The sequence below is a fragment of the Sphingobacterium sp. SG20118 genome (assembly GCF_044740685.1).
Taxonomy (GTDB): domain Bacteria; phylum Bacteroidota; class Bacteroidia; order Sphingobacteriales; family Sphingobacteriaceae; genus Sphingobacterium.
The window spans coordinates 1,424,482-1,449,159 of the sequence record NZ_CP172826.1; the positions used below are offsets into that span (position 1 = coordinate 1,424,482).

General features: G+C 35.3%; 29 protein-coding genes and 1 pseudogene. 17 read left to right on the plus strand and 13 right to left on the minus strand.

The genetic code is table 11. The features are described 5' to 3' along the window. Nucleotides 1-41: 41 nt before the first annotated feature. The 3 genes from ACFX5U_RS06645 to ACFX5U_RS06655 are packed head-to-tail and all read right to left on the minus strand — an operon-like array spanning nucleotide 42 to nucleotide 2,001. Nucleotides 42-722: a cell division ATP-binding protein FtsE gene (locus ACFX5U_RS06645; protein ID WP_038697265.1), complete on the minus strand. Its 681-nt coding sequence runs from the start codon at nucleotides 720-722 to the stop codon at nucleotides 42-44. Nucleotides 723-726: 4 nt separating this feature from the next. Further along, complete coding sequence (locus ACFX5U_RS06650) at nucleotides 727-930, minus strand: hypothetical protein (protein ID WP_038697267.1); 204 nt, start codon at nucleotides 928-930, stop codon at nucleotides 727-729. Between the two features lie 57 nt (nucleotides 931-987). Continuing rightward, a complete protein-coding gene (locus tag ACFX5U_RS06655) occupies nucleotides 988-2,001 on the minus strand; it encodes an acyl-CoA reductase (RefSeq protein ID WP_038702299.1) in 1,014 nt (337 codons plus the stop codon). A gap of 162 nt (nucleotides 2,002-2,163) precedes the next feature. On the opposite strand from ACFX5U_RS06655, the gene ACFX5U_RS06660 reads away from it, so the two are divergent. The 3 genes from ACFX5U_RS06660 (at nucleotide 2,164) to ACFX5U_RS06670 (ending at nucleotide 4,138) form a co-directional block, all read left to right on the plus strand. After that, on the plus strand, nucleotides 2,164-2,514 hold the full coding sequence (locus ACFX5U_RS06660; protein WP_280569089.1) for a 4Fe-4S dicluster domain-containing protein: 351 nt from the start codon (nucleotides 2,164-2,166) through the stop codon (nucleotides 2,512-2,514). Nucleotides 2,515-2,688: 174 nt separating this feature from the next. After that, on the plus strand, nucleotides 2,689-3,678 hold the full coding sequence (locus ACFX5U_RS06665) for a dicarboxylate/amino acid:cation symporter (RefSeq protein WP_400262831.1): 990 nt from the start codon (nucleotides 2,689-2,691) through the stop codon (nucleotides 3,676-3,678). Beyond that, nucleotides 3,659-4,138, plus strand: a complete 480-nt coding sequence (locus tag ACFX5U_RS06670; protein ID WP_400262832.1) for a dicarboxylate/amino acid:cation symporter — start codon at nucleotides 3,659-3,661, stop codon at nucleotides 4,136-4,138. The genes ACFX5U_RS06665 and ACFX5U_RS06670 overlap by 20 nt, the downstream gene beginning before the upstream one ends. A gap of 53 nt (nucleotides 4,139-4,191) precedes the next feature. Here the strand turns inward: ACFX5U_RS06670 and ACFX5U_RS06675 are convergent, their stop codons facing one another. Further along, nucleotides 4,192-4,581 carry a YchJ family protein gene (locus ACFX5U_RS06675; protein ID WP_400262833.1) on the minus strand — a complete coding sequence of 130 codons (390 nt, stop codon included), beginning with the start codon at nucleotides 4,579-4,581 and terminating at the stop codon, nucleotides 4,192-4,194. Between the two features lie 238 nt (nucleotides 4,582-4,819). Here ACFX5U_RS06675 and ACFX5U_RS06680 point away from each other — a divergent pair, with 238 nt between their 5' ends. Next, complete coding sequence (locus ACFX5U_RS06680) at nucleotides 4,820-5,362, plus strand: hypothetical protein (RefSeq protein WP_280569081.1); 543 nt, start codon at nucleotides 4,820-4,822, stop codon at nucleotides 5,360-5,362. Nucleotides 5,363-5,431: 69 nt separating this feature from the next. On the opposite strand, the gene ACFX5U_RS06685 is transcribed toward ACFX5U_RS06680, so the two are convergent. Next, on the minus strand, nucleotides 5,432-5,890 hold the full coding sequence (locus ACFX5U_RS06685) for an Lrp/AsnC family transcriptional regulator (RefSeq protein ID WP_038697274.1): 459 nt from the start codon (nucleotides 5,888-5,890) through the stop codon (nucleotides 5,432-5,434). A gap of 184 nt (nucleotides 5,891-6,074) precedes the next feature. On the opposite strand from ACFX5U_RS06685, the pseudogene ACFX5U_RS06690 reads away from it, so the two are divergent. The 3 genes and pseudogenes from ACFX5U_RS06690 (at nucleotide 6,075) to ACFX5U_RS06700 (ending at nucleotide 10,033) form a co-directional block, all read left to right on the plus strand. Next, nucleotides 6,075-7,152: pseudogene (locus ACFX5U_RS06690) on the plus strand (PLP-dependent cysteine synthase family protein). Between the two features lie 138 nt (nucleotides 7,153-7,290). Then, a complete protein-coding gene (locus ACFX5U_RS06695) occupies nucleotides 7,291-8,943 on the plus strand; it encodes a protein-disulfide reductase DsbD (protein WP_280569074.1) in 1,653 nt (550 codons plus the stop codon). Between the two features lie 166 nt (nucleotides 8,944-9,109). Continuing rightward, nucleotides 9,110-10,033: a polysaccharide deacetylase family protein gene (locus tag ACFX5U_RS06700; protein WP_280569072.1), complete on the plus strand. Its 924-nt coding sequence runs from the start codon at nucleotides 9,110-9,112 to the stop codon at nucleotides 10,031-10,033. Nucleotides 10,034-10,067: 34 nt separating this feature from the next. On the opposite strand, the gene ACFX5U_RS06705 is transcribed toward ACFX5U_RS06700, so the two are convergent. Next, nucleotides 10,068-10,649 carry an alkylphosphonate utilization protein gene (locus ACFX5U_RS06705; protein ID WP_280569069.1) on the minus strand — a complete coding sequence of 194 codons (582 nt, stop codon included), beginning with the start codon at nucleotides 10,647-10,649 and terminating at the stop codon, nucleotides 10,068-10,070. 180 nt (nucleotides 10,650-10,829) lie between these two features. Between ACFX5U_RS06705 and ACFX5U_RS06710 the strand changes: the two genes are divergently transcribed. Together ACFX5U_RS06710 and ACFX5U_RS06715 are read left to right on the plus strand one after the other, a co-directional pair. Then, nucleotides 10,830-11,036, plus strand: coding sequence for a neutral zinc metallopeptidase (locus tag ACFX5U_RS06710; protein WP_400262834.1), 207 nt, complete (start codon nucleotides 10,830-10,832; stop codon nucleotides 11,034-11,036). Then, entirely contained in the window at nucleotides 11,011-11,697 is a 687-nt protein-coding gene (locus ACFX5U_RS06715; protein WP_400262835.1) for a neutral zinc metallopeptidase, read from the plus strand. Before ACFX5U_RS06710 ends, ACFX5U_RS06715 begins: the two co-directional genes overlap by 26 nt. A gap of 3 nt (nucleotides 11,698-11,700) precedes the next feature. Here the strand turns inward: ACFX5U_RS06715 and ACFX5U_RS06720 are convergent, their stop codons facing one another. Together ACFX5U_RS06720 and fabG are read right to left on the minus strand one after the other, a co-directional pair. Next, entirely contained in the window at nucleotides 11,701-12,678 is a 978-nt protein-coding gene (locus ACFX5U_RS06720) for an acyl transferase (protein ID WP_280569063.1), read from the minus strand. A 255-nt stretch (nucleotides 12,679-12,933) separates the two neighbouring features. Continuing rightward, on the minus strand, nucleotides 12,934-13,677 hold the full coding sequence (fabG, locus tag ACFX5U_RS06725) for a 3-oxoacyl-[acyl-carrier-protein] reductase (protein WP_038697288.1): 744 nt from the start codon (nucleotides 13,675-13,677) through the stop codon (nucleotides 12,934-12,936). Between the two features lie 297 nt (nucleotides 13,678-13,974). Here fabG and ACFX5U_RS06730 point away from each other — a divergent pair, with 297 nt between their 5' ends. The 3 genes from ACFX5U_RS06730 (at nucleotide 13,975) to ACFX5U_RS06740 (ending at nucleotide 17,374) form a co-directional block, all read left to right on the plus strand. Further along, nucleotides 13,975-15,483 carry a malate:quinone oxidoreductase gene (locus ACFX5U_RS06730; protein ID WP_038697290.1) on the plus strand — a complete coding sequence of 503 codons (1,509 nt, stop codon included), beginning with the start codon at nucleotides 13,975-13,977 and terminating at the stop codon, nucleotides 15,481-15,483. Between the two features lie 210 nt (nucleotides 15,484-15,693). Further along, complete coding sequence (pnuC, locus tag ACFX5U_RS06735; protein ID WP_280569054.1) at nucleotides 15,694-16,326, plus strand: nicotinamide riboside transporter PnuC; 633 nt, start codon at nucleotides 15,694-15,696, stop codon at nucleotides 16,324-16,326. After that, nucleotides 16,301-17,374, plus strand: a complete 1,074-nt coding sequence (locus ACFX5U_RS06740) for an acyl-CoA dehydrogenase (RefSeq protein WP_400262836.1) — start codon at nucleotides 16,301-16,303, stop codon at nucleotides 17,372-17,374. Before pnuC ends, ACFX5U_RS06740 begins: the two co-directional genes overlap by 26 nt. 36 nt (nucleotides 17,375-17,410) lie before the next feature. On the opposite strand, the gene ACFX5U_RS06745 is transcribed toward ACFX5U_RS06740, so the two are convergent. Then, nucleotides 17,411-17,614, minus strand: a complete 204-nt coding sequence (locus ACFX5U_RS06745) for a DUF6965 family protein (RefSeq protein WP_280569049.1) — start codon at nucleotides 17,612-17,614, stop codon at nucleotides 17,411-17,413. A 106-nt stretch (nucleotides 17,615-17,720) separates the two neighbouring features. On the opposite strand from ACFX5U_RS06745, the gene ACFX5U_RS06750 reads away from it, so the two are divergent. Next, nucleotides 17,721-18,230 (plus strand): GNAT family N-acetyltransferase, encoded by a 510-nt coding sequence (locus ACFX5U_RS06750; protein WP_400262837.1) that lies wholly within the window; start codon nucleotides 17,721-17,723, stop codon nucleotides 18,228-18,230. Between the two features lie 79 nt (nucleotides 18,231-18,309). Here the strand turns inward: ACFX5U_RS06750 and ACFX5U_RS06755 are convergent, their stop codons facing one another. After that, nucleotides 18,310-18,738 (minus strand): hypothetical protein, encoded by a 429-nt coding sequence (locus ACFX5U_RS06755; protein ID WP_280569043.1) that lies wholly within the window; start codon nucleotides 18,736-18,738, stop codon nucleotides 18,310-18,312. Between the two features lie 237 nt (nucleotides 18,739-18,975). Between ACFX5U_RS06755 and ACFX5U_RS06760 the strand changes: the two genes are divergently transcribed. Continuing rightward, complete coding sequence (locus ACFX5U_RS06760; protein WP_038697300.1) at nucleotides 18,976-19,461, plus strand: hypothetical protein; 486 nt, start codon at nucleotides 18,976-18,978, stop codon at nucleotides 19,459-19,461. A 144-nt stretch (nucleotides 19,462-19,605) separates the two neighbouring features. On the opposite strand, the gene ACFX5U_RS06765 is transcribed toward ACFX5U_RS06760, so the two are convergent. Beyond that, nucleotides 19,606-20,967, minus strand: coding sequence for an NAD(P)/FAD-dependent oxidoreductase (locus ACFX5U_RS06765; RefSeq protein WP_280569039.1), 1,362 nt, complete (start codon nucleotides 20,965-20,967; stop codon nucleotides 19,606-19,608). A gap of 607 nt (nucleotides 20,968-21,574) precedes the next feature. Between ACFX5U_RS06765 and ACFX5U_RS06770 the strand changes: the two genes are divergently transcribed. The 3 genes from ACFX5U_RS06770 to ACFX5U_RS06780 are packed head-to-tail and all read left to right on the plus strand — an operon-like array spanning nucleotide 21,575 to nucleotide 22,796. Continuing rightward, nucleotides 21,575-22,258 carry an MFS transporter gene (locus tag ACFX5U_RS06770; RefSeq protein WP_280569036.1) on the plus strand — a complete coding sequence of 228 codons (684 nt, stop codon included), beginning with the start codon at nucleotides 21,575-21,577 and terminating at the stop codon, nucleotides 22,256-22,258. A 17-nt stretch (nucleotides 22,259-22,275) separates the two neighbouring features. Next, the gene (locus ACFX5U_RS06775) at nucleotides 22,276-22,632 is read left to right on the plus strand and encodes a hypothetical protein (RefSeq protein ID WP_280569035.1); all 357 of its coding nucleotides are present in this window, start codon (nucleotides 22,276-22,278) and stop codon (nucleotides 22,630-22,632) included. Between the two features lie 14 nt (nucleotides 22,633-22,646). Beyond that, entirely contained in the window at nucleotides 22,647-22,796 is a 150-nt protein-coding gene (locus ACFX5U_RS06780) for a hypothetical protein (RefSeq protein WP_280569032.1), read from the plus strand. A 52-nt stretch (nucleotides 22,797-22,848) separates the two neighbouring features. On the opposite strand, the gene ACFX5U_RS06785 is transcribed toward ACFX5U_RS06780, so the two are convergent. Continuing rightward, nucleotides 22,849-23,412 carry an AAA family ATPase gene (locus tag ACFX5U_RS06785; RefSeq protein ID WP_280569029.1) on the minus strand — a complete coding sequence of 188 codons (564 nt, stop codon included), beginning with the start codon at nucleotides 23,410-23,412 and terminating at the stop codon, nucleotides 22,849-22,851. Between the two features lie 519 nt (nucleotides 23,413-23,931). Continuing rightward, nucleotides 23,932-24,492: a DUF4230 domain-containing protein gene (locus ACFX5U_RS06790; protein WP_038697308.1), complete on the minus strand. Its 561-nt coding sequence runs from the start codon at nucleotides 24,490-24,492 to the stop codon at nucleotides 23,932-23,934. Nucleotides 24,493-24,678 lie beyond the last annotated feature (186 nt).

Here is a 24,678-nt window from a genome sequence, read left to right on the forward strand (position 1 = left end):
CAAAATGTCGGATGATAAGGATTTATGTCAGTATTGACAGCTTATATCTCTACCTGATCTACAAGTACGCCATCGGCGGTTTTGATGATGCGTGCTGGCATATTGCGGATGATTTGGTAATCATGTGTTGCCATTAAAATAGCAGTGCCTGAAGATGCGATATCACGTAAAAGCAATACAATTTCTTCTGAAGTTGCCGGGTCTAGATTTCCTGTTGGCTCATCAGCCAATATAATTTCGGGATTGTTCAATAGTGCACGTGCTATCACGATACGTTGCTGTTCACCTCCCGAAAGTTCATGTGGCATTTTTTTTAATTTAGAACGAAGTCCCACTTTTTCTAGCACATCAAGCATGCGATGTTCAATTTGAGTTCTATCTTTCCAACCAGTTGCTCTTAGCGCAAACTCTAGATTCTTTTCTACTGAACGGTCGGACAAAAGATGAAAGTCTTGAAATACAATCCCTAATTTACGTCTCAAATAAGGTACATCATTTTCATGTAGTTTTTTGAGATCAAATCCTGCAATTAATCCTTCACCGTTTCCAATGTATAAATCGCCGTAGATGATTTTAAGTAAACTACTTTTTCCACTTCCTGATTGGCCAATGAGATAAAGAAATTCTCCCTTATTGATATTCAAATTCACATTGGATAAAACCAAGTGTTTTTGTTGGTAGATATCGACGTTTTTTAATGTGATTACTGTATTTCCAGACATTGAACTATAATTCTAATTTTTTTATTTGTCCAAATGGTAAATCCTTCACCATTTGCATAATGTATTCTGACTTATCTGCGAGACCGATTTTTTCCAAAGATTTATCAGGTCGATCGACCCTGAAGTATGCTAATAGAGTGAATGAATCATCTCTTAATTGAACATAGTCTGGGATTTTGGCAACTCCTTTTACTTTGATTATATACATGTATTACAAAGTTAATACTTTTTATTTCAAAACCCTTTTACGAATATAAGGCTATGTTTATTGGTTTGCAAATAAAAATTCAAGGGTATTGACACCATCTGCGTAATCATCTAGAGCTGGACTTTGACTAGACCCGAATTTAAAAGTCGGTGTCTTAAGTTGTATAGCGGTATCAGTTGTTACACATTGTAAACGGTCTTGTATTGCATCCAGTGCTTGTGCAAGATCATTTAGGTTGTCATACTCTTCAAAGTAAATCGTTGCCAATGGAGATGAAATCTTGTTGTCTTCCTTTAAAAGTAAAAAACCATTATCATAATGTTTATCGCCATTGATGAGGTAAATGGATTTGTTATAATCATAATTGTTATTGTACTTGAAATGCGTATTGACACTTTCGAATGCGATGATTCCTTCGTAAAAATGACTAATGTCGTAGTTCTTTGGAACATATATTTTTGAGACCGAACGGCAGCCTAAACCATAAAAATCAAAAATATCATGGCCTAATGCATTTAATTGTTCTGGTGACTCTTTACCAGTAATAATGGCTACGCTGTTTCTGTTTTTTCGAATAATATTTGGTTTTTTTCCAAAATAATGTTCAAAATAACGTGAGGAATTATTTGATCCAGTGGCAATGATTAAATCAAAATCTGTTAATCTTTCTACTAACGCTACTTTATCCTTAAATCTCGGCTCCACCTCGATTAGTTTTTTAACAATATAGCTAGTCAAAAGAGCATCGTCTGAGGAAACCTTAACTTGAGCCTTGAACCCTGAAGCCAATACGCATAATAAATCATGTAAGCCTACTAAGGGGATGTTTCCAGCTAATATTAGTCCTACAATTTTATCACTTTCAATATCAGGATATGGCGATAGCCACTGTTCTAATTGCTCAAGTTTTAAATTAGCTTTCCATGAAGTAAATGCTTTTGTTACTTGCTCTGCTGTATACCATGGATTTCTATGATGTGCAGATGTTATTAAATCACGCAGCTCTGCATTATCATCATGGAATAAGTCTGCTAGCTTTGCAAAAGCTTCTAATCGTTGTTTCTTTGTCAAAATGTAAAATTTTATAAACGTGTATACACAAATTTGTTTTATATTTGTGTTATCAAATACAATCAGCAAAACCAAATTACTACTATTTAAAACGTGTAAAATGATTTGATTGTATATATGATAGTACAAAAATAGTTTTTTATCATAATTTTGAGGTTATAAATGGCGATTAAAATTACAGACGAGTGTATTAACTGTGGTGCTTGTGAACCGGAGTGCCCAAATAATGCAATATATGACGCTGGCGTGAGCTGGAAATTCTCTGATGGAACTGCATTAGAAGGTGTTATTGATTTTGGTGATGGTGTGACGTTGGATGCTGAAGATTCTCAGGCTGCAATATCAGATGAAGTATATTATATTGTTTCAGACAAGTGCACAGAGTGTGTGGGTTTTCATGATGAACCCCAATGTGCGGCAGTTTGTCCGGTAGACTGTTGTGTGGATGACGAAGAAGTTCGTGAGTCTGAAGAAGAGTTATTAGCAAAAAAAGCTTGGCTACATGCTGAATAAAAGCGTAGCTTTTAAAATAAAATTTTGAAAAAGGTAGAATAATAAAATATTCTACCTTTTTTTATGTCTTTATAGAAGCATAAAATTTGTTGTTATTGTTTCCCGCCATATTTATATTTGTGAAAGCCTAGTATTTTTTTATTTTTGTATTTTAACTTTTTTAATAGTTTGCCGATGTATAAATCAAAAATGGGGCTAGTTACCCTTGTTTCGGTCACAATTGCAGCAATTATAGCAATATGTTACGAATTTAGTTGGGTCGATTTTTCTCCATCATTTTTAATGGCAGTAAGATGGTTTGTCGCTACTGTGTTGATATTGAACGCTTTTGTGAGGAAAAATCTAACAACTTGGATCCTGACGTGTATGATTTTGGGTATTTTTGTGGGGTTGGATTTTCCAAATATTGCCATTTCACTACAACCTTTAAGTAAAGGGTTTATTAAGTTAGTGAAAACTATTGTGGGTCCTATTTTATTTGCGACTTTGGTGTATGGTATAGCAGGGCATTCTGATTTGAAACAAGTAGGCCGCATGGCATGGAAATCTATGTTGTATTTCTTCTGTGCTACAACTTGTGCCATTTTCATTGGGCTTGGTGCAATCAATCTCACACAAGCGGGAGTGGGTGTCGATGTTGCGCATATGCCTCATGAAGAGTTACCTACTACGCATGCCAATAATGATGCAGACGTATTAGCATCTTTGCCAGATCATGTTCATCCTGTATATAAATTTACGGCATTTTTTAGAGATTTATTTCCAGAAAATATAGTAAAAGCAGTATATGATAATCAAGTTTTGCAGATTGTGGTGTTTTCAGTTATTTTTGGGATTGGACTAGCGATGGTCGATGAAAAGAAAAGAAAACCTTTGGTCGATTTTACGGAGAGTCTTTCAGAAACCATGTTTAAGTTTACTAACCTGATCATGTATTTTGCTCCGATTGGTGTGGGCGCAGCTATGGCTTTCACCGTAGGGCATCTTGGAGTGGATATTTTGAAAAATCTTTTTATGTTATTGGCAACTTTATATTTAGCATTAATTGGCTTTTTATTATTGGTGTTATTACCAGTCGCACTGTATTTGAAAATTCCAGTGTTAAAGTTTATTAACGCTATTAAAGAACCCGTTTCAATCGCTTTTGCTACAACAAGTTTCTGATGCTGCTTTACCAAAGGCAATGTCTGCCATGGAAAAATTTGGAGTTCCCCGTAAAATTGTATCTTTTGTTATCCCAACGGGATATAGTTTCAATTTGGATGGTACATCCTTGTATCTGTCATTGGCAGCTATTTTCGTAGCACAAGCAGCTGGTATACATATGACATTTGGGGAGCAATTGATGATTGCTTTTACTTTGATGATTACTTCTAAGGGTGTTGCAGCAGTGCCTCGTGCTTCATTGATCATTTTAATTGCTACGGCAGATCAGTTCGGTTTACCAACATTTGTGATTGCTGCTATTTTGGGTATTGATGAATTAATGGATATGGCGCGCACTTCTGTCAATGTAATAGGAAATTGTTTAGCGACTGTTGTAGTTGCCAAATGGGAAGGTGAATTTGACGAAGAGGCCCCATTTAGGGATGAAAATGAACAACAAACTGAATTGAACAGTTAGATTGTATTCTGATTGCATAAAAAAGGATCCTATTGCGTTATAGGATCCTTTTTTTATGCAATCAGATCTCCATCAACATAATACCAAACTCCCTTAATTTGTTTGAAATTGGATCTCTCATGGTGAATCTGTAAATTGAGCTGTGCATCTAGGTAATGTGCTTCAAATTCCACAACTGAGGTGGTACTTGTTAGGATATGCAGCTGCATCCATTTGGATTCTTTGGCCCACATTTCAATTTCTTTTTTATCTTGAAAGTTACGTGTTGTCGGATGAAAGCTATTGTATAGAAAGTCAATATTTTGAACGACGAATGCACTATATCTTGCTCGCATTAATTGCTCTGAAGAAAGTGCTTTCTGTTGGTTAAGATGAATTCGTTGGCAGCATTCCTCATATGGGAGACTATTGCCACAATAACATTTATTCGTATATTTTGTCAATGCACCAAGATTTTAATGTTTAGCAAATGTAAAAAATGATTCCGAGTTTTTTAGGTGATAAAATTTATAACGCATGATTTTTCTAAACCGTAACCTAATTAAATATTTTTATTCTGTTCATTTCTAGTGTTTTTTATCGGTTTTAACAAATATTAACAACCTTGCATTAATCTTCTATTATAAAGTATAGTCATACCTATAAATAATTTGAAAATATAAATTTTAGGGAGGAGCAGGAATGAAAAAATTAGTTTACTTAACGGTTTTAGTCGGCGGTTTGTTTTTTGTAAAACCTGCAGAAGCACAAGTTAATGTGAGTATCAATATCGGTAATCAACCCACATGGGGGCCAGTGGGATATGATTATGCCCGTTATTATTACATTCCTGAAATTAATGTGTATTATGATGTTGTCAATCGCAGGTATACACATTATCAGGGTAGAAGATGGATAACGAGTAGGAATTTACCAGGGAGATATCGGAATTTTAATTTTTACAACACTTATAAAGTGGTCGTAAACGACAGAGATCCTTGGAGACATCATGACCGCTATAGAAGAGAATACGGACATTATGCACATCGCAGAAATCAAGTCAATTTGAGAGACCATAGAGGGCATGATCACCCACGAAACAACAATCGTTACGATGATCATCGTATAGAAAAGCGTAATGATCATAGAAGGGGGCGGTCTGAAAATAGAAAATCTGAAAAGAGAAATGGTAAGAAAGACCATGACCGTCGCTCGGATAGAGGCGAGGGCCACGGTAGACGATAAAGTTTAGGCTATGTATGTATAATAAAAAAAGAGGAAACAAAGGTTTCCTCTTTTTTTATTATACACTATTTATATGGGGTAGGCCGTTTCGCTTTTGGTTTCTGATAAAACAAAATAAGTTTGCACGGTGTTGACATGTGGCAATACGGCTAAACGATATCTTAAAAATTCGTGATAAGCCTGCATGTCTCTAGTCGCTATTCTAAGCATAAAATCATAAGATCCAGCCATTTGGTAACATTCCATTACTTCAGGGAATTTTGCCACTTCTTTTTCAAACTCATTCAATACCTCTGCTGTATGGGCTTTTAAGAATACCTGAGAAAAGGATATCAGACCCATATTTATTTTTTGACGGTCGAGAATGGCTACTGTTTTCTTAATATAACCTTGTTGCTTAAGTTTCTTGACCCTTTCGTGTATTGCTGCGATTGATTTATGGAGCCTAAATGCTAGTTCCTTATTGCTTAGCGTAGCATCATGTTGAAGTATCCTGAGTAGTTTGATATCTATTTCATCGAGCTGCATATTGTGTTTTTTATGGATATCAATAAAATGTTATCCTTGTTTCTGTAATATTTTTTAAATATATCATTATTACCATAAAATTTATTGATTTATCTTGTTTGTGTTGAATATTATTTTGTTTTAAAGCAATTTTGCCGATGATATTGGGTTTTATGTGTCACCTGATATTTTAAAATAATATGTCATGAATAACGAATTGATGTTTAGTAAATGTTTGTCTCCTGAGCTTGATAATAGATTTAAACATTTATGGTGTTTAGTTGGAAATACACCAATGTTGGAGTTACAATATACGTATAAGGGCAAAGCAGGTAAAATATATGTAAAATGTGAAAACTATAATTTGACAGGAAGTATTAAGGATCGCATGGCATTGTATATTATGTACAAAGCCTATATGAATTGTCAAATTCAACCTGAAGATATGATTGTAGAAGCTACTAGTGGTAATACTGGAATTTCATTTTCTGCGATTGGTAAAGCTTTGGGACACCAAGTGAAAATTATCATGCCTAATTGGTTGAGTAAAGAGCGTATCGATATTATTAAAAGTATGGGTGCTGATATTCAACTGGTCAGTAAAGAGGAGGGAGGCTTCTTAGGTAGTATCAAACTGAGTGAGGAGTTAGCTGAAAAAGGAGGTGTGTTTTTGCCAAGACAATTTGAAAATGATTTTAATGCAGAAGCACATGAATTGACAACAGGTCGTGAGATTGGTTTGCAGTTAGCCTCTAAGGGGTTAGTTGCGGATGCATTTGTAGCTGGTGTAGGGACAGGTGGCACAGTGATGGGCGTAGGTCGCCATTTACGTAGCCTGAACCCGAATGTAAAGGTTCATCCTTTAGAAACCTGCAGAAAGCCCAACGATGTCAACAGGACATAAAATTGGTTCACATCGTATTCAAGGGATATCGGATGAGTTTATTCCTGCTATTGTGAAATTGGATGAATTGGATGAAATTATTGCTGCATCAGACGGCGATTCTATTATAATGGCTCAAAAACTAGCCAAAGAGCTCGGGCTAGCTGTAGGGATTTCTTCTGGAGCCAATGTGATTGGTGCTATTAAATTGAAGCAACAATTAGGTGAGGAAGCTGTTGTTGTGACGTTATTGTGTGATGATAATAAAAAATATTTAAGTACAGATCTAGTGAAAGAACAAGCTATTGTTGATGGATATATCTCTACGGATCTTATATTCACAGGATTCCAACCGATCAGTAGGTTAGAACAATCACTTTTTAAAGCTGAAACAGTGTAAATTTTAGTTTTCACTGAATTATATATTAAGTGATTGGTTTGTAATTAAGGATAAACTGGTCGCAATGAGAATATCCTATTGCGGCCAGTTTTCGAACCAATTATCATTTTGCCACTCGGCATTATTTAAGTATTGTTTATGAAAAGATTAATTGTAAAATTATTGCTTTCAGTAGCTTTTCTATTTCCTTCTTTTGCGCAATCACAGGAAGCTGACACGTTATTGAAATTAGATGAGTTGGAGTTTGTGGACGGAAGTATTGATGAGAATCAGATAGCGGCCATTGCGGTTGATTCGTCCGTGCATATTATGCCCATTAAGACCATTGCTGAATCAAAAGAAAGTAAAGTGAATGATTCGCTTTTCGGTATATTTTTGGGTGGACTTATAGGTGGTTTTGCTGCTCTATTGATGCCCTGTATCTTTCCAATGCTACCCCTTACGGTAAGTTTTTTTACTAAAGGGAATAAAAATAGATCAAAGTCTTTTATTAGTGCTTTGTTTTATGGAGTTTCCATTATTGTTATTTATGTTGTATTAGGATTGGCCGTAACGATGATTTTCGGTTCAGATGCCCTCAATGCCTTGTCAACAAATGGACTTTTTAACTTTTTCTTCTTTTTAATGTTGCTTGCTTTTGGAGCATCATTTTTAGGTGCTTTTGAAATCAGCCTTCCAAGTTCATGGGTGAATAAAATGGATGAAAAATCAGATAAGGGGGGATGGGCTGGTATATTTTTCATGGCAGCAACTTTAGCGTTGGTGTCATTTTCCTGCACAGGTCCCATCATTGGTACTTTGTTGGTGCAAGCGGCTACTAATGGAGCGCTATTAGGCCCTGCCGTCGGAATGTTTGGATTTTCTTTAGCTTTAGCTATACCATTTGCGTTATTTGCTTTGTTTCCAAGCGCAATGAAAGCAATGCCAAAATCTGGAGGTTGGTTGAATAGCGTGAAAGTAGTATTGGGATTCTTAGAACTTGCGTTTGCTTTGAAATTTCTTTCTAATGTAGATTTAGCCTACCACTGGAATTGGTTTGATCGTGAAGTATTCTTGGCTTTATGGATTGTTATTTTTGGATTAATGGGGCTCTATTTACTGGGTAAAATCAAGTTTGCACATGATAGCAATCTGACTCACTTATCTGTGTTAAGAACTTTCTTTGCAATTGTTGTGCTATCATTTACTGTATATATGGTTCCAGGACTATGGGGGGCACCACTGAAATCAATTTCTGCATTTTTGCCTCCGCAAAGTACGCAAGATTTTGATTTAAACCCAGTTTATGCAGGTGATGTTTCGCATAAAGAGGATGTTTCTAGTCGTAAATATGCTGATTTATTTCATGCTCCATTGGGTTTGAATGTATTTTTTGATTATGAGGAAGGCATGGCATATGCGAAAACCCAAAATAAGATGGTGATGATTGATTTCACGGGACACGCTTGTGTGAACTGTCGAAAAATGGAAGCTAATGTTTGGACCGATCAACATGTTCGTTCTTTTTTAACTAACGATGTGGTTATCATTCAACTTTATGTCGATGATCGTACTGAACTCGCGATCGAAGATCAACAAGTAACAAGCGATGGGAAATTGTTGAAAATGATTGGAAGTAAATGGAGTTATTTACAAGCAAATCAGTTTGAGTCAAATTCACAGCCTTTTTATGTATTAATGAATCCATCTGACCGTCAAGTTTTAATTAAACCTAAAGGCGCAGACTATGATGCGAATACTTATTTAATGTATTTAAAGGAAGGTCTGGAAGTTTTTAATAAGGTGAAATAGTTTTGCATAACTAATCTGATAAAAAATGTTTTTGTTTTTGACGCAAAAAGCTTTCGTAAAATTGGATTTCTGAAAAATTTAATCTTACTTTTACACCATCAATGCTATTGGATAACGAATACTATTATTCAGTGGCTTTAGGGTGGGGCTAATAGTGAATTATAACATGAAGAAAGCATTCAATCTGGGGTTGATCCTCGGGTTATTATCAATATCATCTTTTGCATTACAATCTTGCAATGAAGGTGCTAAAGGAAAATCAGGTTCAATACAAAATGATACCGTTGTTAATACAGCGGTTATAGATAAGTTGGGAGCGGATAAGGTAGAACAAAAAATAATTGACGACTCTATAGCTGTTAAGAACAAAAAGACGGTGTTGCATCATGCAGTTGATACGTCTAAGTTATTGACGGATTCGGTTTCTCCACGATATATTTATCTTACATTTGATGATGGTCCATTAAATGGAAGTCAATTTATTGATTCAATTGCAACAGCCAAGAATGTGAAAATTAATACTTTTTTAATCGGTAAGCATGATCGGATGAGCAAAGGCCTACATAAATACTATGAACGTTATATAAATAATCCATTGGTTGATTGTTATAATCATAGTTTTACACATGCTCACAATAAATTTACAGAGTTCTATAGCAATGCGGAGTCTTCATTCGAGGATTTTGATAAGAATGAAAAGGAGTTAAATCTACAGCATAAAATCGTTCGCTTACCAGGTCGTAATATTTGGTATTTTGCGGATCGTAAACGTATTGATATGGAAAGTGGTTCTAGCACTGCCGATATGCTCTATCAAAATGGCTATCGAACAATGGGATGGGATTGTGAGTGGAAAAAGGGTAAGCCATCTGGTATTCCTAAGGAGTCCGTTAGCTTTATATACCGCCAAATCAATAATAGGTTGCGTAATGGTACTTCATTTTCTAAAAATAATGTCGTTTTATTGATGCATGATGATATGTTTCAGACTAGAAAGGGACAGCAGATGCTGAGCGATTTAATTGACAGTTTGAAGTCACATCCTAACTATGAATTTGCTCATATGCGGGATTATCCGAAGCAGAAATAAAAGAAAGGCTACAACAGAGTTGTAGCCTTTCTTTTTAATTTTGTTTTCTTAAATATTTTGTCAATATGACGATAGTCTGGCCATCTATCTTACCTTCAATTTGTTCCGTGTTATCAAAAACAAGTCGGATGTTTTTAACGACGGTACCTAATGTTGCACGAATTGAAGATCCTTTTACATCTAAAGTTTTTGTAAGTACTACAGAATCCCCATCCAACAACTGTTGACCTATACTATCGAGGTGAAATTCCACATAGCCATCATTTTCATGATCACCTGTTTGTTTTGCCCACTCCAATGTCGCATCGTCTAGATATAAAATATCTAGCGCATCTGAAGCCCAGCCTTCGTTTTTCAATCGATTCAACATACGCCATGCCGCTACTTGTACAGCAGGTATTTCAGACCACATGGTATCAGGTAAGAATTTCCAGTAGTCAGCATCTAATTGTGTCGATTTATTTAGTTGATCGGCACATGTTTGACATACTACAATGGTGTTTTCTGCATTAGCTTGTAAATCTGGGGGTAATGTGTATAAGGTTAAATCGTCAGTTGCTTGACTCAATTCACATTTATTTCCCGCTCTTTCGAATAGTTGATTTTCTAATTTCATCTAAATTTTGGATAAGTTGCAAACGATAAGGTACAAACATAATGAATATTTATAACTCTAGATAAATAAACCCCCAAGTAGAAAATGAAAAATATTTGGAATGTATTTTGCGTTAATGTGAATTATAAAATTAGTATCTTATTTTATAATTAACAGAAATGTAACTTAAATTATTGAAATATGAAATGGCAAGGAGGTAGAAAGAGTGACAACTTTGAGGATAGAAGGGGAATGTCCGGTGGACAGAAGCTAACTTTGGGAGGAATTGGGGGAGTAATTGTATTAATCATTGGTTTCTTAATGGGAGGCGACCCTTCACAATTGCTGCAGCAAGCGCAAAACATGACGGGTACGGAAACAGGTGGGACAGCCAAGGGAAATCAGTGAAGAGGAAGCTAAATTAACAGATTTTTCGAGAATTGTTCTGGGAAGTACCGAGTCTGTATGGAGCAATCTTTTTAAGGAACAATTAGGAAAAAATTATGAACCAACAAAGTTGGTGTTTTATGATGGAGGTACAGAAACAGACGGATGTGGAATTGGTAAAGCGTCATATGGACCATTTTACTGTCCGGGAGATCATAAAATCTATTTAGATTTAACATTTAATCAAGAATTGACAACAAAATTCGGTGCTAAGGGAGAATTTGCATTAGCTTATGTAATTGCACATGAGGTTGGACACCATGTGCAGCAACTTGTTGGGTTACTCCCAAAGACAAATGCCATGCGTGGTAAATTGAGCGAAGTTGAAAATAATAAATTATCGGTGATGACTGAATTACAAGCCGATTATTATGCAGGAGTATGGGCCCATCATGTCAATAAAATGTCTGATATAGAAATTGATTATAACGATATCTTAGATGGTATGGCGGCAGCTGAAGCTGTTGGGGACGATAAATTACAAGAACAGGCTCAGGGTTATGCAGTACCTGATTCATTTACACATGGTACATCTGCACAACGCCGTGCATGGTTTAAAAAGGGCTATGATTCGGGTGATATACGTGCCGGAAATACTTTTCAAGATCCTAGTTTAAATTAATATCTATTGTACAAGCAGATTGCAACCTCTTATATCGCTTTGATCAAAACGACCTAAGACTTCAAAAGATCCGTCCTCATAGATTTTTCCCAGATCTTGAGTTGCAATGAAAGAGCATGAATACCGGTTTGCTAAATCAATGACATTGATAGCGCCGGTTTTTTTGTTTGCTGCAAGTGTTAAGGGATCATTCGTTTCTCTGATTAAAATTTTCATCCAGCTTGGGTGTTTAAATATACCATCGCTATAGGAGTAGCCTTGTGATAGTAATTCGGTCATTCCGTATTCGGAATGTATACCGGGCACCTGAAAACTGTTACAGAGCAGCTCATGGACTTCTTCACGAATCATTTCTTTGCGCTTTCCTTTCATACCGCCTGTCTCCATAATGATTAACTCAGGAAAGGTCAATGCGTATTTCTCAATAAAATCAAGCAGGGCAAAGGTGACTCCGAATAAAATCGTTTTTGTACCCTTTGCTTTTAATTGAAGAAGCGTTTGGTAGAGCTCTTCATGATTATACAAAAAATAGTTGCTTTCGGGTTGTTTACTTTGCTCCATTAAATCATTGATCATATAGATTAAAGAGGAGCCTGTTCGTTCTAAATAGGAGGGTAGAAGTGCCAGAATGGCAATATTTTCTATTTTACCATAGAATTGTTCAAAAGCTCGACGAAAACTGTTCTCATAAACTTCCTTTTGTGCTACAAAATGATTGCTTGTCACCATTCCAGTAGTTCCTGAGCTCGTAAATATTATCTCTGAACTTAGATTCTGCGCAAGAATTTTCTGTGTTTTAAAAAACTCGATGGGAAGAAAAGGGATTTTAGTATAATGGTCTATGGTATCAATTTTCCTATTCAAATATTGCACATATTTTCTATAGATAGGCACATTGTTCATTTGAAAATGAAAAGTGTCTAAGCAAATTTCATTAAATTCAGTGTCATTTTGAATAGTAAATACCCGTTCCCAATTCATATTATAAATATTTCAATGCAAACTTATGTAAATTTGCTTTCTTTAACAATATAATTACGTTGAGAAAAACTCAAATATATTCGTTTTTGGGCTCTGTGAATCGTCGATCATGAATGCTTTATCATTAAGATTACTTTTAATAAGTAGATAAGCACTATTTTTAAACGATATATAGGTGGTAAGCTTCTATAAGATAAAAAAGGTTCTTGAGCGATGGCTAAGAACCTTTTTATATATTTATAATTTCAGTTTGTATTACAACATACCACCATCAACCGGTAAGACTTGTCCTGTTACATAAGCAGATAAATCTGAAGCAAGGAATAGACACACATTGGCCACATCTTCTGCTTCTCCGGCACGTTTCAGAGGGATACCTGCTTCCCAACCTGCTACAACTTTAGGGTCTAATACATCGGTCATCTCTGTGCGGATAAATCCTGGTGCTACCACATTGGATCTGATATTTCGAGAACCTAACTCTTTAGCTACTGATTTAGAAAAACCAATGATACCAGCTTTAGATGCTGCATAATTAGCTTGTCCTGCATTTCCTTGTACACCAACTACAGAACTCATATTGATAAAAGAACCTTTGCGGTTTTTCATCATGATTTTAGAGGCCGCCTTAGTAACATTGAACACAGATTTTAAATTAACATTGATGACATCGTCCCAGTTCTCTTCTGTCATACGCATCAATAAGCCGTCTTTCGTAATACCAGCATTATTAACGACAATATCAATCGTTCCAAAATCAGTAACGATATCATTGATTAATTTTTCAGCATCAGCAAATTTTGATGCATCCGAACGGTAACCTTTTACAGTAGTTCCGAAAGCCTGAAGTTCTTGCTCTAAAGCTTGGCCTTTTTCCACAGATGATAAATATGTGAATGCTACTTTTGCACCGTTTTGAGCAAATACTTCAGCAATTTTTCTTCCTATTCCTTTTGACGCTCCTGTGATAAGAGCAGTTTTTCCTTCAAGTAATTTCATTCTTATGTATTATATGTAATAAAGGTACTTGCAAAAATGTTAAAACTATACTACAATCGCAACCCTAATAACAATTTAATTACGTGATTTCAAAATTAAAATTTGAAAAATTAGTATTAAAGGAGGTTTAATCCTTGAAGAACGTCAATATTTGAAATTAATGAAAAAAATTAAGTTAGGGAATTCTTAATAATAGTACGGTAAATTTGAATAAGTGGTTTTAAAAAGTACAGTTTTTTGACAAAAGGATTGCGTTTATATAAAAATCTATATTAAATTTGCATCAATCACGAAGACATGAGTAAAAGAACAAAAAATACCAAAGAGGTTGACGTCGTTTTAATTGGCGCAGGTATCATGAGCGCAACTTTGGGCACACTTATTAATGAGTTGAGTCCAGATATTAAAATAGAGATTTTAGAGCGCTTGGATGTTGTTGCAGCAGAGAGTTCAGATGCATGGAATAATGCAGGAACTGGTCACTCTGCATTATGTGAGTTGAATTATACCCCACAACAAGCGGATGGTTCTGTAAAAATTGATAAAGCAATCAGTATTGCTGAACAATTTGAAGTTTCCAAACAATTTTGGACTTATTTGGTTGATCAGGGTGTTATTAAAAAACCTGAAGACTTTATTCGCTCCGTACCGCACATGAGTGCTGTTTTTGGGGAGAAAGATATTGACTTTTTACGTAAAAGATATGATGCTTTATCCAAGAATAACTTGTTTAAAGGCATGGAGTATACAGAAGATAAAGCTGTTCTAAACGAATGGATTCCATTGATGATGAAAGGACGTCCAGTAGATGATAAAATAGCTGCGACGAAGATGATATTGGGAACAGATGTAAACTTTGGTTCATTAACCCGAGATTTGGTTGAACATTTGGATGCTAAGGAAAATATTACTCTTCATCTTACTCAAGAGGTACGTGACATTGAAAGAAACGATAATGGCACGTGGGAATTAGAAGTAAAAGATTTAAAAACAGGAGAAAAAAGGACGATCAATGCTAAATTTGTATTCATTGGTGCCGGTGGACACTCACTATTGTTGTTAGAAAAATCGGGTATTCCAGAATCTAAAGGTTATGGTGGATTTCCTGTTGGCGGACAATGGTTACGTTGTGTCAATGAAGATGTTATCAAGAATCATCATGCAAAAGTATATGGTAAAGCATCTATAGGTGCACCTCCTATGTCTGTTCCACATCTCGATACGCGTTATATTGATGGCAAGCAAGCTTTATTATTTGGACCTTATGCTGGTTTTTCGACGAAATTCTTGAAGCAAGGTTCTTACTTTGATTTACCTGCATCGATTAAATTGTCAAATATTAAACCTATGTTATCCGTGGGACGGGACAATATGGATTTGACGAAATATTTAATTTCTGAGGTGATGAAGAGTCCTAAAGACAAATTGGATGCATTGAAGCAATTTATGCCTACAGCAAAATTAGAAGACTGGAAAATTGAGGTCGCAGGTCAACGTGTTCAAGTCATCAAAAAAGATGCTGAACATGGTGGAGTCCTTGAGTTTGGTACTGAGGTCGTTTCTTCTGCTGATGGTTCTATTGCTGCATTGTTGGGAGCCTCTCCTGGTGCATCTACTTCAGTTGCTATCATGATTAAACTGTTAAAAAGATGTTTCCCTGAACGTGCTAAAGCGGATGAATATCGTAAGAAATTACGCGAAATGATTCCATCACATGGACAGTCTTTGAATGATAATGTTGAATTGTGTGAGGCTACTAGAAAGCGTACGCATCTCGCATTGAAACTTGAAAATTTTAAAGATTAATTTCTATTAACCATACTTATGGGGTGCTTGCAGTACTATTTACTGTCGCAGGCTGAGATTATACCCAATAACAACAATTGCTCATCATACTGAGCAATTGTTGTTATATACCTGATCCAGATAATGCTGGCGTAGGGATTTTAATTTCAATAACCTTGCATTTCTAGCCACTCCTAAAGTGTGTATTATTTTATTTTACACATATTTTGAATGCAGTCAGATCAAATTTTAAATGATTTTTTTCAACAGATTAAAGCGACATCATTAGCAGAATGGTTTGCTGTGGGCTTTGGAATTTTGCAAGTGTGGTTCGCTAAGTCTAATAAACCCATTAACTACCTTTTTGGTATTTTTGGCATCTTAATATCTATTTATGTTTTGTATTTCGCAAAACTTTATGGTGAAATTGCCTTAAATATGTATTATTTGTTGATGAGTATATATGGTTGGATATACTGGCAACAAAAAAGTAAAGAACAACATGTAATAACCACTTCAACAAAAAAGGATTGGGTGATTGTTTTGTTTATTTGTATCATAGGTTTTAATATCTTTTACTTTGGCTTATTGCATGCTACGGACTCCGATGTTCCGCTATGGGATGCCCTGGTTTCTTGTACAGCATGGGCAGGCATGTGGTTATTGGCAAAGCGGAAAATAGAAAATTGGATTTTGTTGAACATCAGCAATCTCATGGCAATACCCTTACTCTATCATAAAGATTTGTTGCTATTCGCAGCTCTAACATTATTTTTATTTATTATGGCTTTCTTCGGCTATTTTAACTGGAAAAGAATTCTAAAACGTGAAATTATATATGGTAATCAATCAAGCTCAAATTAATCTTATAAAAGACCAACAAGCGCATGCAATAGTTGCTAAAACGATGACTTCGGAACAGTTGGAATTGGCAATTTCTGGAAAATGGTTTAAGATTTGGGTTCCAAAATCTCTTGGAGGTTTGGGCTTATCTCTGTCTGAAGGTATGCAGTTTTTAGAGGAGATTGCATATCATGATGGCGGTTTGGCCTGGACTATAACTTTGTGCTCGGGAGCTAATCTATTCGTAGGGTTTATTGATCCGAAAACAGGCGAAGAAATCTTTCAAAATCCTGCGGTATGCTTGGGCGGTAGTGGCCGAGCATCTGGCTATGCTGAAAAGGAGGAAGCTGGATATCGAATTAAGGGCCATTGGAAATATGCGACAGGAGCTCCTCATTTGACGCATTTTACCGCCAACTGCATAATAACTGAGAAAGGGATCCCTGTGCTTGATGAAAGTGGACAACCCTTAATATATTCTTTCTTTTTTGACCGTGATGATGTTTTGATTCATTACGATTGGGACACCTTTGGGCTAGAATGTACCGCAAGCCATAGTTTTTCCGTTGAGAATCATTTTGTAGGAGATTCACGTAGTTTCGTTATAAAAGAATCGGAAAGCACATGGCCCGATTTATTATATCAGTATCCTTTTATTCCATTTGCAGAATTAACATTGCTTAGTAATTTTATTGGCATGTATAAACGATTTCTGGATTTAGTTGAAAAATATTTTATTATTAAATCCCAAGACCAAGTCTGGTTGCAAGAAAAGGGGAAAGATAGATTTAAGCAACTAGATTTATTTCAGCAAGACTTTAATAAGCGTAGGAATCTGATTCAGGGATTAACGGAGCGATCTTGGGAAAATCAGGAAAGTGGAATCGATAATACCATGATGTTTCAAAAAATTGCACAGGAAAGTCGAGATTTTGTATCCGTCATTAAAAAAAACACGGTCGAACTATTTCCTATTTGTGGTATAGGTGCAGCACAGCGTGATCAAGAGATGAATATTGTCTTTAGAAATATTTTTACAGCAACGCAACATAGCTTATTGCAACAATAACATCAGTCCTTTTTGATTAATTGAACTGATGTTGTATTACTGTTTTTCAATCGCTTCTTTTAGATTCATCAAACGTAAATATGATGGACATTTTTCCAGTTCTCTATTCCATCGCTCAAGGGCAGCTAAATTAGCCTGAAGAAATTTCGGTAAATCGAAAATGTGCATATCAACAGTAATCTGTATTTCACTAGGTAATGAAGCAGTATCAAAATAGTCTTTTAGTTCCTCAATAGTCATACCTCAAAGATAAAATTATAATATGACAGAAAGAACTTGAGATAGTTCTTTCTTGTATTAGATTCATTATATTTATAGTTTAGTGAAAAAAAATGCTATTTCCATTATGATTATACAGAAGAGTAGTGTTTCGGATTTGTCTACGCATATGAAGTTATATCGTCAAGCTATTGCGTTTCAACACGCATTGGGAAATGTTAATTGGATAGGTTTTGAAGATGATGCTGTACTTCAGGAAATCAAAGCCGAACAGCAGTATAAGATTCTTGTAGGAGGTCAAGTTGCATGCGTCTTCCTATTGGCGACATCAGACCCGCTACTTTGGCAAGAAAAGAATGAACAACCGGCGATTTATATCCATCGTATAGCTACTAATCCAGACTTTAGAGGTCAACATTTTGTAATCAAAATTGTTAGTTTTGTTAAGAGTTTAGCAAGGAGAGAGGGTAAGAAATATATCCGGATGGATACCACTGCAGGTAATGAACGATTGAATCGGTATTATGAACATTGTGGGTTTAGCATTGTAAAGACAATTGTTATCCAAGAAGCAATTGATATGCCAGCACATTATCAAAATAATTCTTTTACATTATTTGAAATGTCGGTAGAGTAGGATATAATAGATGAGTGTATATCATTATTAGTTGTCATTTTAATCGACTCGATTTACTTTAGTCTTAACTGTTACTAGGTTACAATGGTGTTTTATTTTTAATTTTTTTTGCCACTATCGCTCCTAGATAGGCCATAGGTAGATAAGCTGCAACTATATCTATTATTGTATACCATGTTGGCGACGGTAACATAAAGACACTTGCTATACCACCTGCCAAGAAAAGTAGACCAATTATTAGGGCATAATTAAGTTTGTTCTTTTCAACTATAAAGGCTGTGATACCTGCTCCGAATAGAGTTCCAAGGGCATGTGCTAAGAAAGGGAAAATAAAATGTTTTGGTTGGAACAGGTGCATGGAGGCTTTTAATCCTTCGGTAGTGGTGATATCGGCTCCAAGCGGAGCGGGAATGATAACCCCACTTAACATGATAATACTCATATTAATTATACTGCCTATGATGATACCAATCACTATTGCTAGCAGATTCTTTAAAACAGGATTCATAAATTTACATTTTAGAAAATTTATTTATAATATTATTATAAATAAATTTAGTGTTTTTCATTGATAAAAGTTGTATTTAGATAAGGGAAATTGGTAAAAATTGTCCTAATACATGTTGTTTTTCTATTATCCTTCCACTATTCTAATAATTTATAATCTAGCCCTCAGTCCGTAAATAACACGAATGCATATTAATTAAACACTATTAAGCATTTGATTGTTATACATATACAAGTAATGAAGGAGTTTTTTATGGATAATAGTAAAAAAAGTTTGAATGCACGTATTGCACGATACAATAAGCATTACGGATTTTTAGAAAATCCTCACAAATTTAGTATAGAGTGTAATCCACATCGACTGATTATTAGAAATTTTGCACTACGTAATAATAGGCGTGAACTTTATGAAGAATATATACGGAGCTTTTATCCTGATAAAGCAGCGAAGGAGCTTGGAGAGTTTGATTCGTGTTTAATGTATTTGAAGTTTTTTAATCAGGAAGAAGCGAAAGAGTGGTTTGTTTCTAATGATACAAAAGTAGTAGAATCGGATATTCAAGTGATTGAGAATGATGCGATACTCAGGATGTTGTTTGTGGAAGATGAGCAAGATAGAAAGGAGCTTTTGCAGGCTGAGCAGACTTATATCTTAAATCGTATAGCGCCAGAGTCTATTTTGCAAGAGCGTGAAAATTTTTGGATAGATACGAGAGTTTGTTAGTCTCTTCTTAAAACATTCTAGGGGTAGGTTTCCTTGGTCGTTAATAATATATGAGGGGAAGCCTAAGCTTCCCCGTTTTGATATAGAGACATATATGATTAATCAGAAATATACATCATCTATGAGAAAAAATAAAAATGTTAATTACAGCTCTTTTTCAGCTGTCTCGTCTAAATATTTTTCTAGACTATCATCTAACTCATCCATCCAAGCGGTGTGGTGCGTTTCCGCTTTCGTACCATCCATAACAGACGTATAGATTTGATCACGATAATTTAAGATATTATTTTCTTTATCCTTTAACCAGCTTTTGAACATGCCAGCTATTTTATCAAGATTAAAACTCGGATAATCGGTATAGCTCATCAAATCTTTGATGTAGTTGGTTTGGAAATCAACATGATCTTCTCCGGTTTTAGTAAGAGCTTCATCATCCATCCATTTTTTTATATCGAGTAAGCGTTCTTCTTTAGCAGGCACTGGGATCCTTCCTAAGATATAATCTCTTGCGAACCAAGCTTGCGTATCAAACATGTTGAACGTGTAATATTGGTCTTGCATACCCAAAAACAATAAGCGTTCATTGTGATTGAAGATTACGCCTTTGTACAAGTCGTCAGGGTATAAGCAGTTACTTGTTTTTAAACGTAAATTATCAGGTAAAAAAGGGAATTTATGTTGATAACCAGTACACAAGATAACAGCATCAAATTCTTCTGAAGTTCCATCTTCAAAGTAAGCCACACTATCTTCAAAGTGTGATAGTTTTGCTTTTTCCTTTATGCCTTCAGGCCAATTACATCCGATTGCATTTGTTCTATATGCTATAGTAACTGATTTACTACCATGTTTATAACATTGTACACCAATATCTTCTGCGGAATAGCTGCTTCCAATTAATAGCAATCTTTGATCTTTAAATTGATCCGCTCCACGGAAATCATGAGCATGCATTACAGCTCCTGGGAAATTTTCAATTCCTTTGAAATATGGATGATTTGGAGTAGAGAAATGGCCCGTACCAACAATTAGATAATCAAAGAATTCTTCAAAAGTTTCATTCTTTTCTAAATTATCAAAAACTACTCTAAATTGTTGTTTTTCTTCGATGTAATCAACCCAACGTGCGACCGTATTGAACTGAATAAAATCTCTTGCATTACTTTGGTTAATGCGGCCTTGTATGTAGTCAAAAAGTACCTCACGAGGAGGGTAAGAGGATATTTTTTGACCAAAATGTTCTGTAAATGTATAATCTGCGAATTCAAGACATTCCTTAGGTCCATTTGACCACAAGTATTTGTACATACTTCCGTGAAGTGGCTCTCCATATTTACCGACACCCGTGCGCCAAGTAAAGTTCCACATTCCACCCCAATTGTCTTGTTTTTCGTAGCATTTAATTTCTGGGATGGGATTACCTTTTTTCTGTTCCGATTCAAATGCTCGTAGCATAGCTAGACCACTCGGTCCAGCACCAATAATTCCAACTTTAAAATTTGTCATATAATATAATTAACATGTATGCCCATCCCAAATAGGTGAGCGCTATAATTCGTCTTTGAAATCGAATTTTTAAATTCTAGACCATACTCATATTGAGTATGCAAAATGAAGAGATTAATAATCTCTAAAATAGATGGCAATAGCCAAAAAGATGCACAACATCAATGTAGTTGTGCCAAAGAAATGACCTAATATAATTATATTAAGGTATTTTCATCATAATGGCTAAGCTAGGGAAAATTTATGGCAATGTCAAGTGTTAATTTATATAAGTGGTTAATAATTACCAACTTTGTTGTGTTAAATTATATAAATACGACTTATTTGATTCCTGTATATGTGGAGCTATTCATCGCCAAGTTTTTCCAAACTGATGTAAATAATAATATCAAATGATGCTGAGGAGAATCTGATACAAAATACATGAGCTTGCGAATATATTCATAACTTTAATTCATGGAATTACTCATTTCGATTTTGTGTGCTAAATATGGAGTTTCTTCAACACTTGTCTACCAGCTTTTATCACATATGGAAAAAAGAACCTATACGCCTCATGAAATGGTTATAGGACTTCAAGCTCGTAAGCAATATTACTATAGAATTGATGGAAACTATAGTTGAAAAGAGTAACTGGAAAAATAAATTTGGCATTATTTGGACAGGACAGTTATTTTCTATATTGAGCAGTTCGATTGCTCAATTCGCTATGGTCTTGTGGATAGGGATGGAAACCGGCTCGGCTGAAGCACTTGCATACGCCGCTATTGCAGGATTGTTGCCACAGATTATTTTGGGACCATTTGCTGGAGTATTTATTGATAGGTGGAATCGTAAATGGACCATGAGAGGAGCTGATTTATTTGTCGCCCTCTGTTCTGCTGCAATAGCATTATTCTTTTACTTAGATATCGTAGAGTTGTGGTCTATTTATATTTTACTGATGCTTAGATCTGTGGGAAGTGCATTTCATGCACCTGTTATGAAATCTGCGATACCTATATTGGCACCTAAATCTGCACTTGTCCGTATTGCTGGAGTGAATGAAATAATCCAATCTATATCTATCATTTGCGGACCGATGCTAGGCGCAATATGTTTATTAACCTTTGGTATGAGCATCGTGATGATATTGGATGTTATAGGGGCTTTTATTGCCAGTTTTTCGTTGTTATTCGTTTCAATTCCCAGCATACCAAAGGAAAGGAGATCTGCAAAGACCATGTTACAAGATATGACCGATGGGGCTGCTGCAATCCTTCAAAATAGAGGTATGACCTGTCAGAAGTGATTGTCAATTTCTTTGTAATGCCAATTGTGGCAGTTATGCCATTGATGACATTACAATACTTTAAAGGGACGGCATATCAAGTGAGCTTAATCGAGGGTTTTTATGGGATTGGTTTACTGGTTGGAGGTGTTATTTTAAGTCTTTGGAATCCAAAAATAAGAAAAGTGAGCTTAATTATCCTTGGTTTTTCTGGACTCGGCGTTGTGTTAGCCATATGTGGTGCATTGCCTTCCGGATACTTCACAGCTTATGCTATTTTGACCATTGTGCAAGGCTTTGCAGTTCCACTCTTTACAGGTCCATTCACCGTGTTAATTCAAACACAGTTTCCTCCGGCATATTTAGGTCGTGTTTTGCCTTATTTGGTAGCATAAGCAAACTTCCTGCTATGATTGGACTGTTGTTTGCAGGGTATATTGCTGATGATATCGGTGTAGAGAAGCTTTTTGTGTTTGGTGGTGTCGTGGTTGCAATGACTGGAATTATATTGTTCTTTATTCCTTCTGTGCAGCATTTAGAGGGAAAATCAGTCCATTAATAATCATATTCAAGGCTAAGGTGTTGAATATGATTATTAATGAAGGCGTTACCTAGTTAATTTTATTTGTGGGATCTATGTTTTTTAACATAAAATGCACTCTTTCTTCAACTGTTCCTATGGGAACATCGATTACTTCATAGCCATAATCGCAGTAGGTTTTTTTTATCTTTTCATAGGTTTCGAATGCTTCTTGCCATGACTGTTTTCTTTCTTCGTCAGTTTCATAGATAGCCAACCATGGGGGGAGAATAAAAACCTTTTTATTATATAAATGTGTTGTTGGTATTTGTTCTATTTCAGATGTGACGCCTAGTTTGATTATCCGCATATAGCAGATGGTATCTAATATTCCACGATCAAAAAAGGTAATAGCGTTTTCATCATGACCGATTTTGAAGCTCTCTAGTGATGCCTCAAGCATCAGTTTGGCATAAAGGACTTTATTTCCCCAAGGAAGTCCTTTACCATTTGATAGGATCTGTTGTTTTATAATCTTGCGAGCATCTTCTGGAATAGTTTTATAGCCCCTTTTTCTTAAAGCGCGTAGTAAGGTTGTTTTACCAGCACCCGGACCTCCTGTTATAATATAACAATTGTTTTTTCGAGTATTCATTTTGATTTAATTTAAGGTATCTGAATTTGGAAAATAGACTTCATAAGATGTATAATTTTCCAATTTTCCCAGATGATTTGAAAAGAAATCTTGCCTATTTGTTATGTAGATTCTTATATTTAAGTACTTATTTTTAAAGTCATTTATATGAATAGATTTTCATACATCCTTATTGTAATGTTTATACTACTAGCAGTCATTTCTACTTTTCTATATTCCATTGGAGAAATGGACTTGTCAGGTTTTATATTATCTACTAGCTCGTCAGTTTTAGGTATTCTAGGGCAAAAACTAAGTGTAGATAAAAGAAAGAGATTGAATACTTCCAATTCATCTGAAGAATTGTAATAAGCTCTGGCCTGAACAATGAGGGATTATTTTTTAAGGGCACTGTGGTTAGTAAGAACGAGTTGAAATATATGAACTTATTGCGATAGTATGTTATAGTTGGATTGACTATCGTAACAAGCCACATACTACGTCAACTTACATGTGCAATGGTATTTGGTTTGGATCAGTTTATTCAAAAGATAGACTAATCTTATTATAGCCTAGACCTTTGAGAAGAGGTGTGAAAACACTTAATGCATTAGAACGTGTTTGTTGAAGAATGTCAGATTTTCGAACTTCAATTGCGATTTGTTTTTCTGCATTTTTGTAAGCTTCATCCACAAGGTTTGCCTCTCGAAAGAATGCCATCTTGGTATCATATACACGCGAAGAATTGTGGTCAATTTTAATGTAACAAATCTCAGGTTGCGGTAGTCGCATGGAAACAGAATCTCCAAAAACCTGGATATCCTCCTGTTTAACTTTAGTTAAGTCGACACATCCTACGGCGTCAGCTTTAATGATTAATAATACACTCGCTTCTGGAAGAAATTGGCTGATATTTTTATGTTCGACAACATCACTAAATCTATATTTGACTAATTCCAATTTTCCCATTGCTTCAATACGTTCAATTAAAAGCTGGTGAGAGGTCACTTGTTTTGTATTGAAATCAAATTTTGGCCATAAAAACCAACCGATTAGACCTATTATTGCGAGTGTAAATATTATTTTTAAAAATCTTCCCATACTGTAAACCAATCAATTTACAGACCAGAATTTTAATATAGAGTTAAAATGTGGTATTTTTTTGATTTTTATAATCAGAATGTTACTGTGATAAATGATATATGGCTTTTTAATAGTTGTCTATTGGGAGGATTTGAAAATCCAGTAATCGTTAAATATAAGAAGAAGCAGGTCTGTGATACTTTT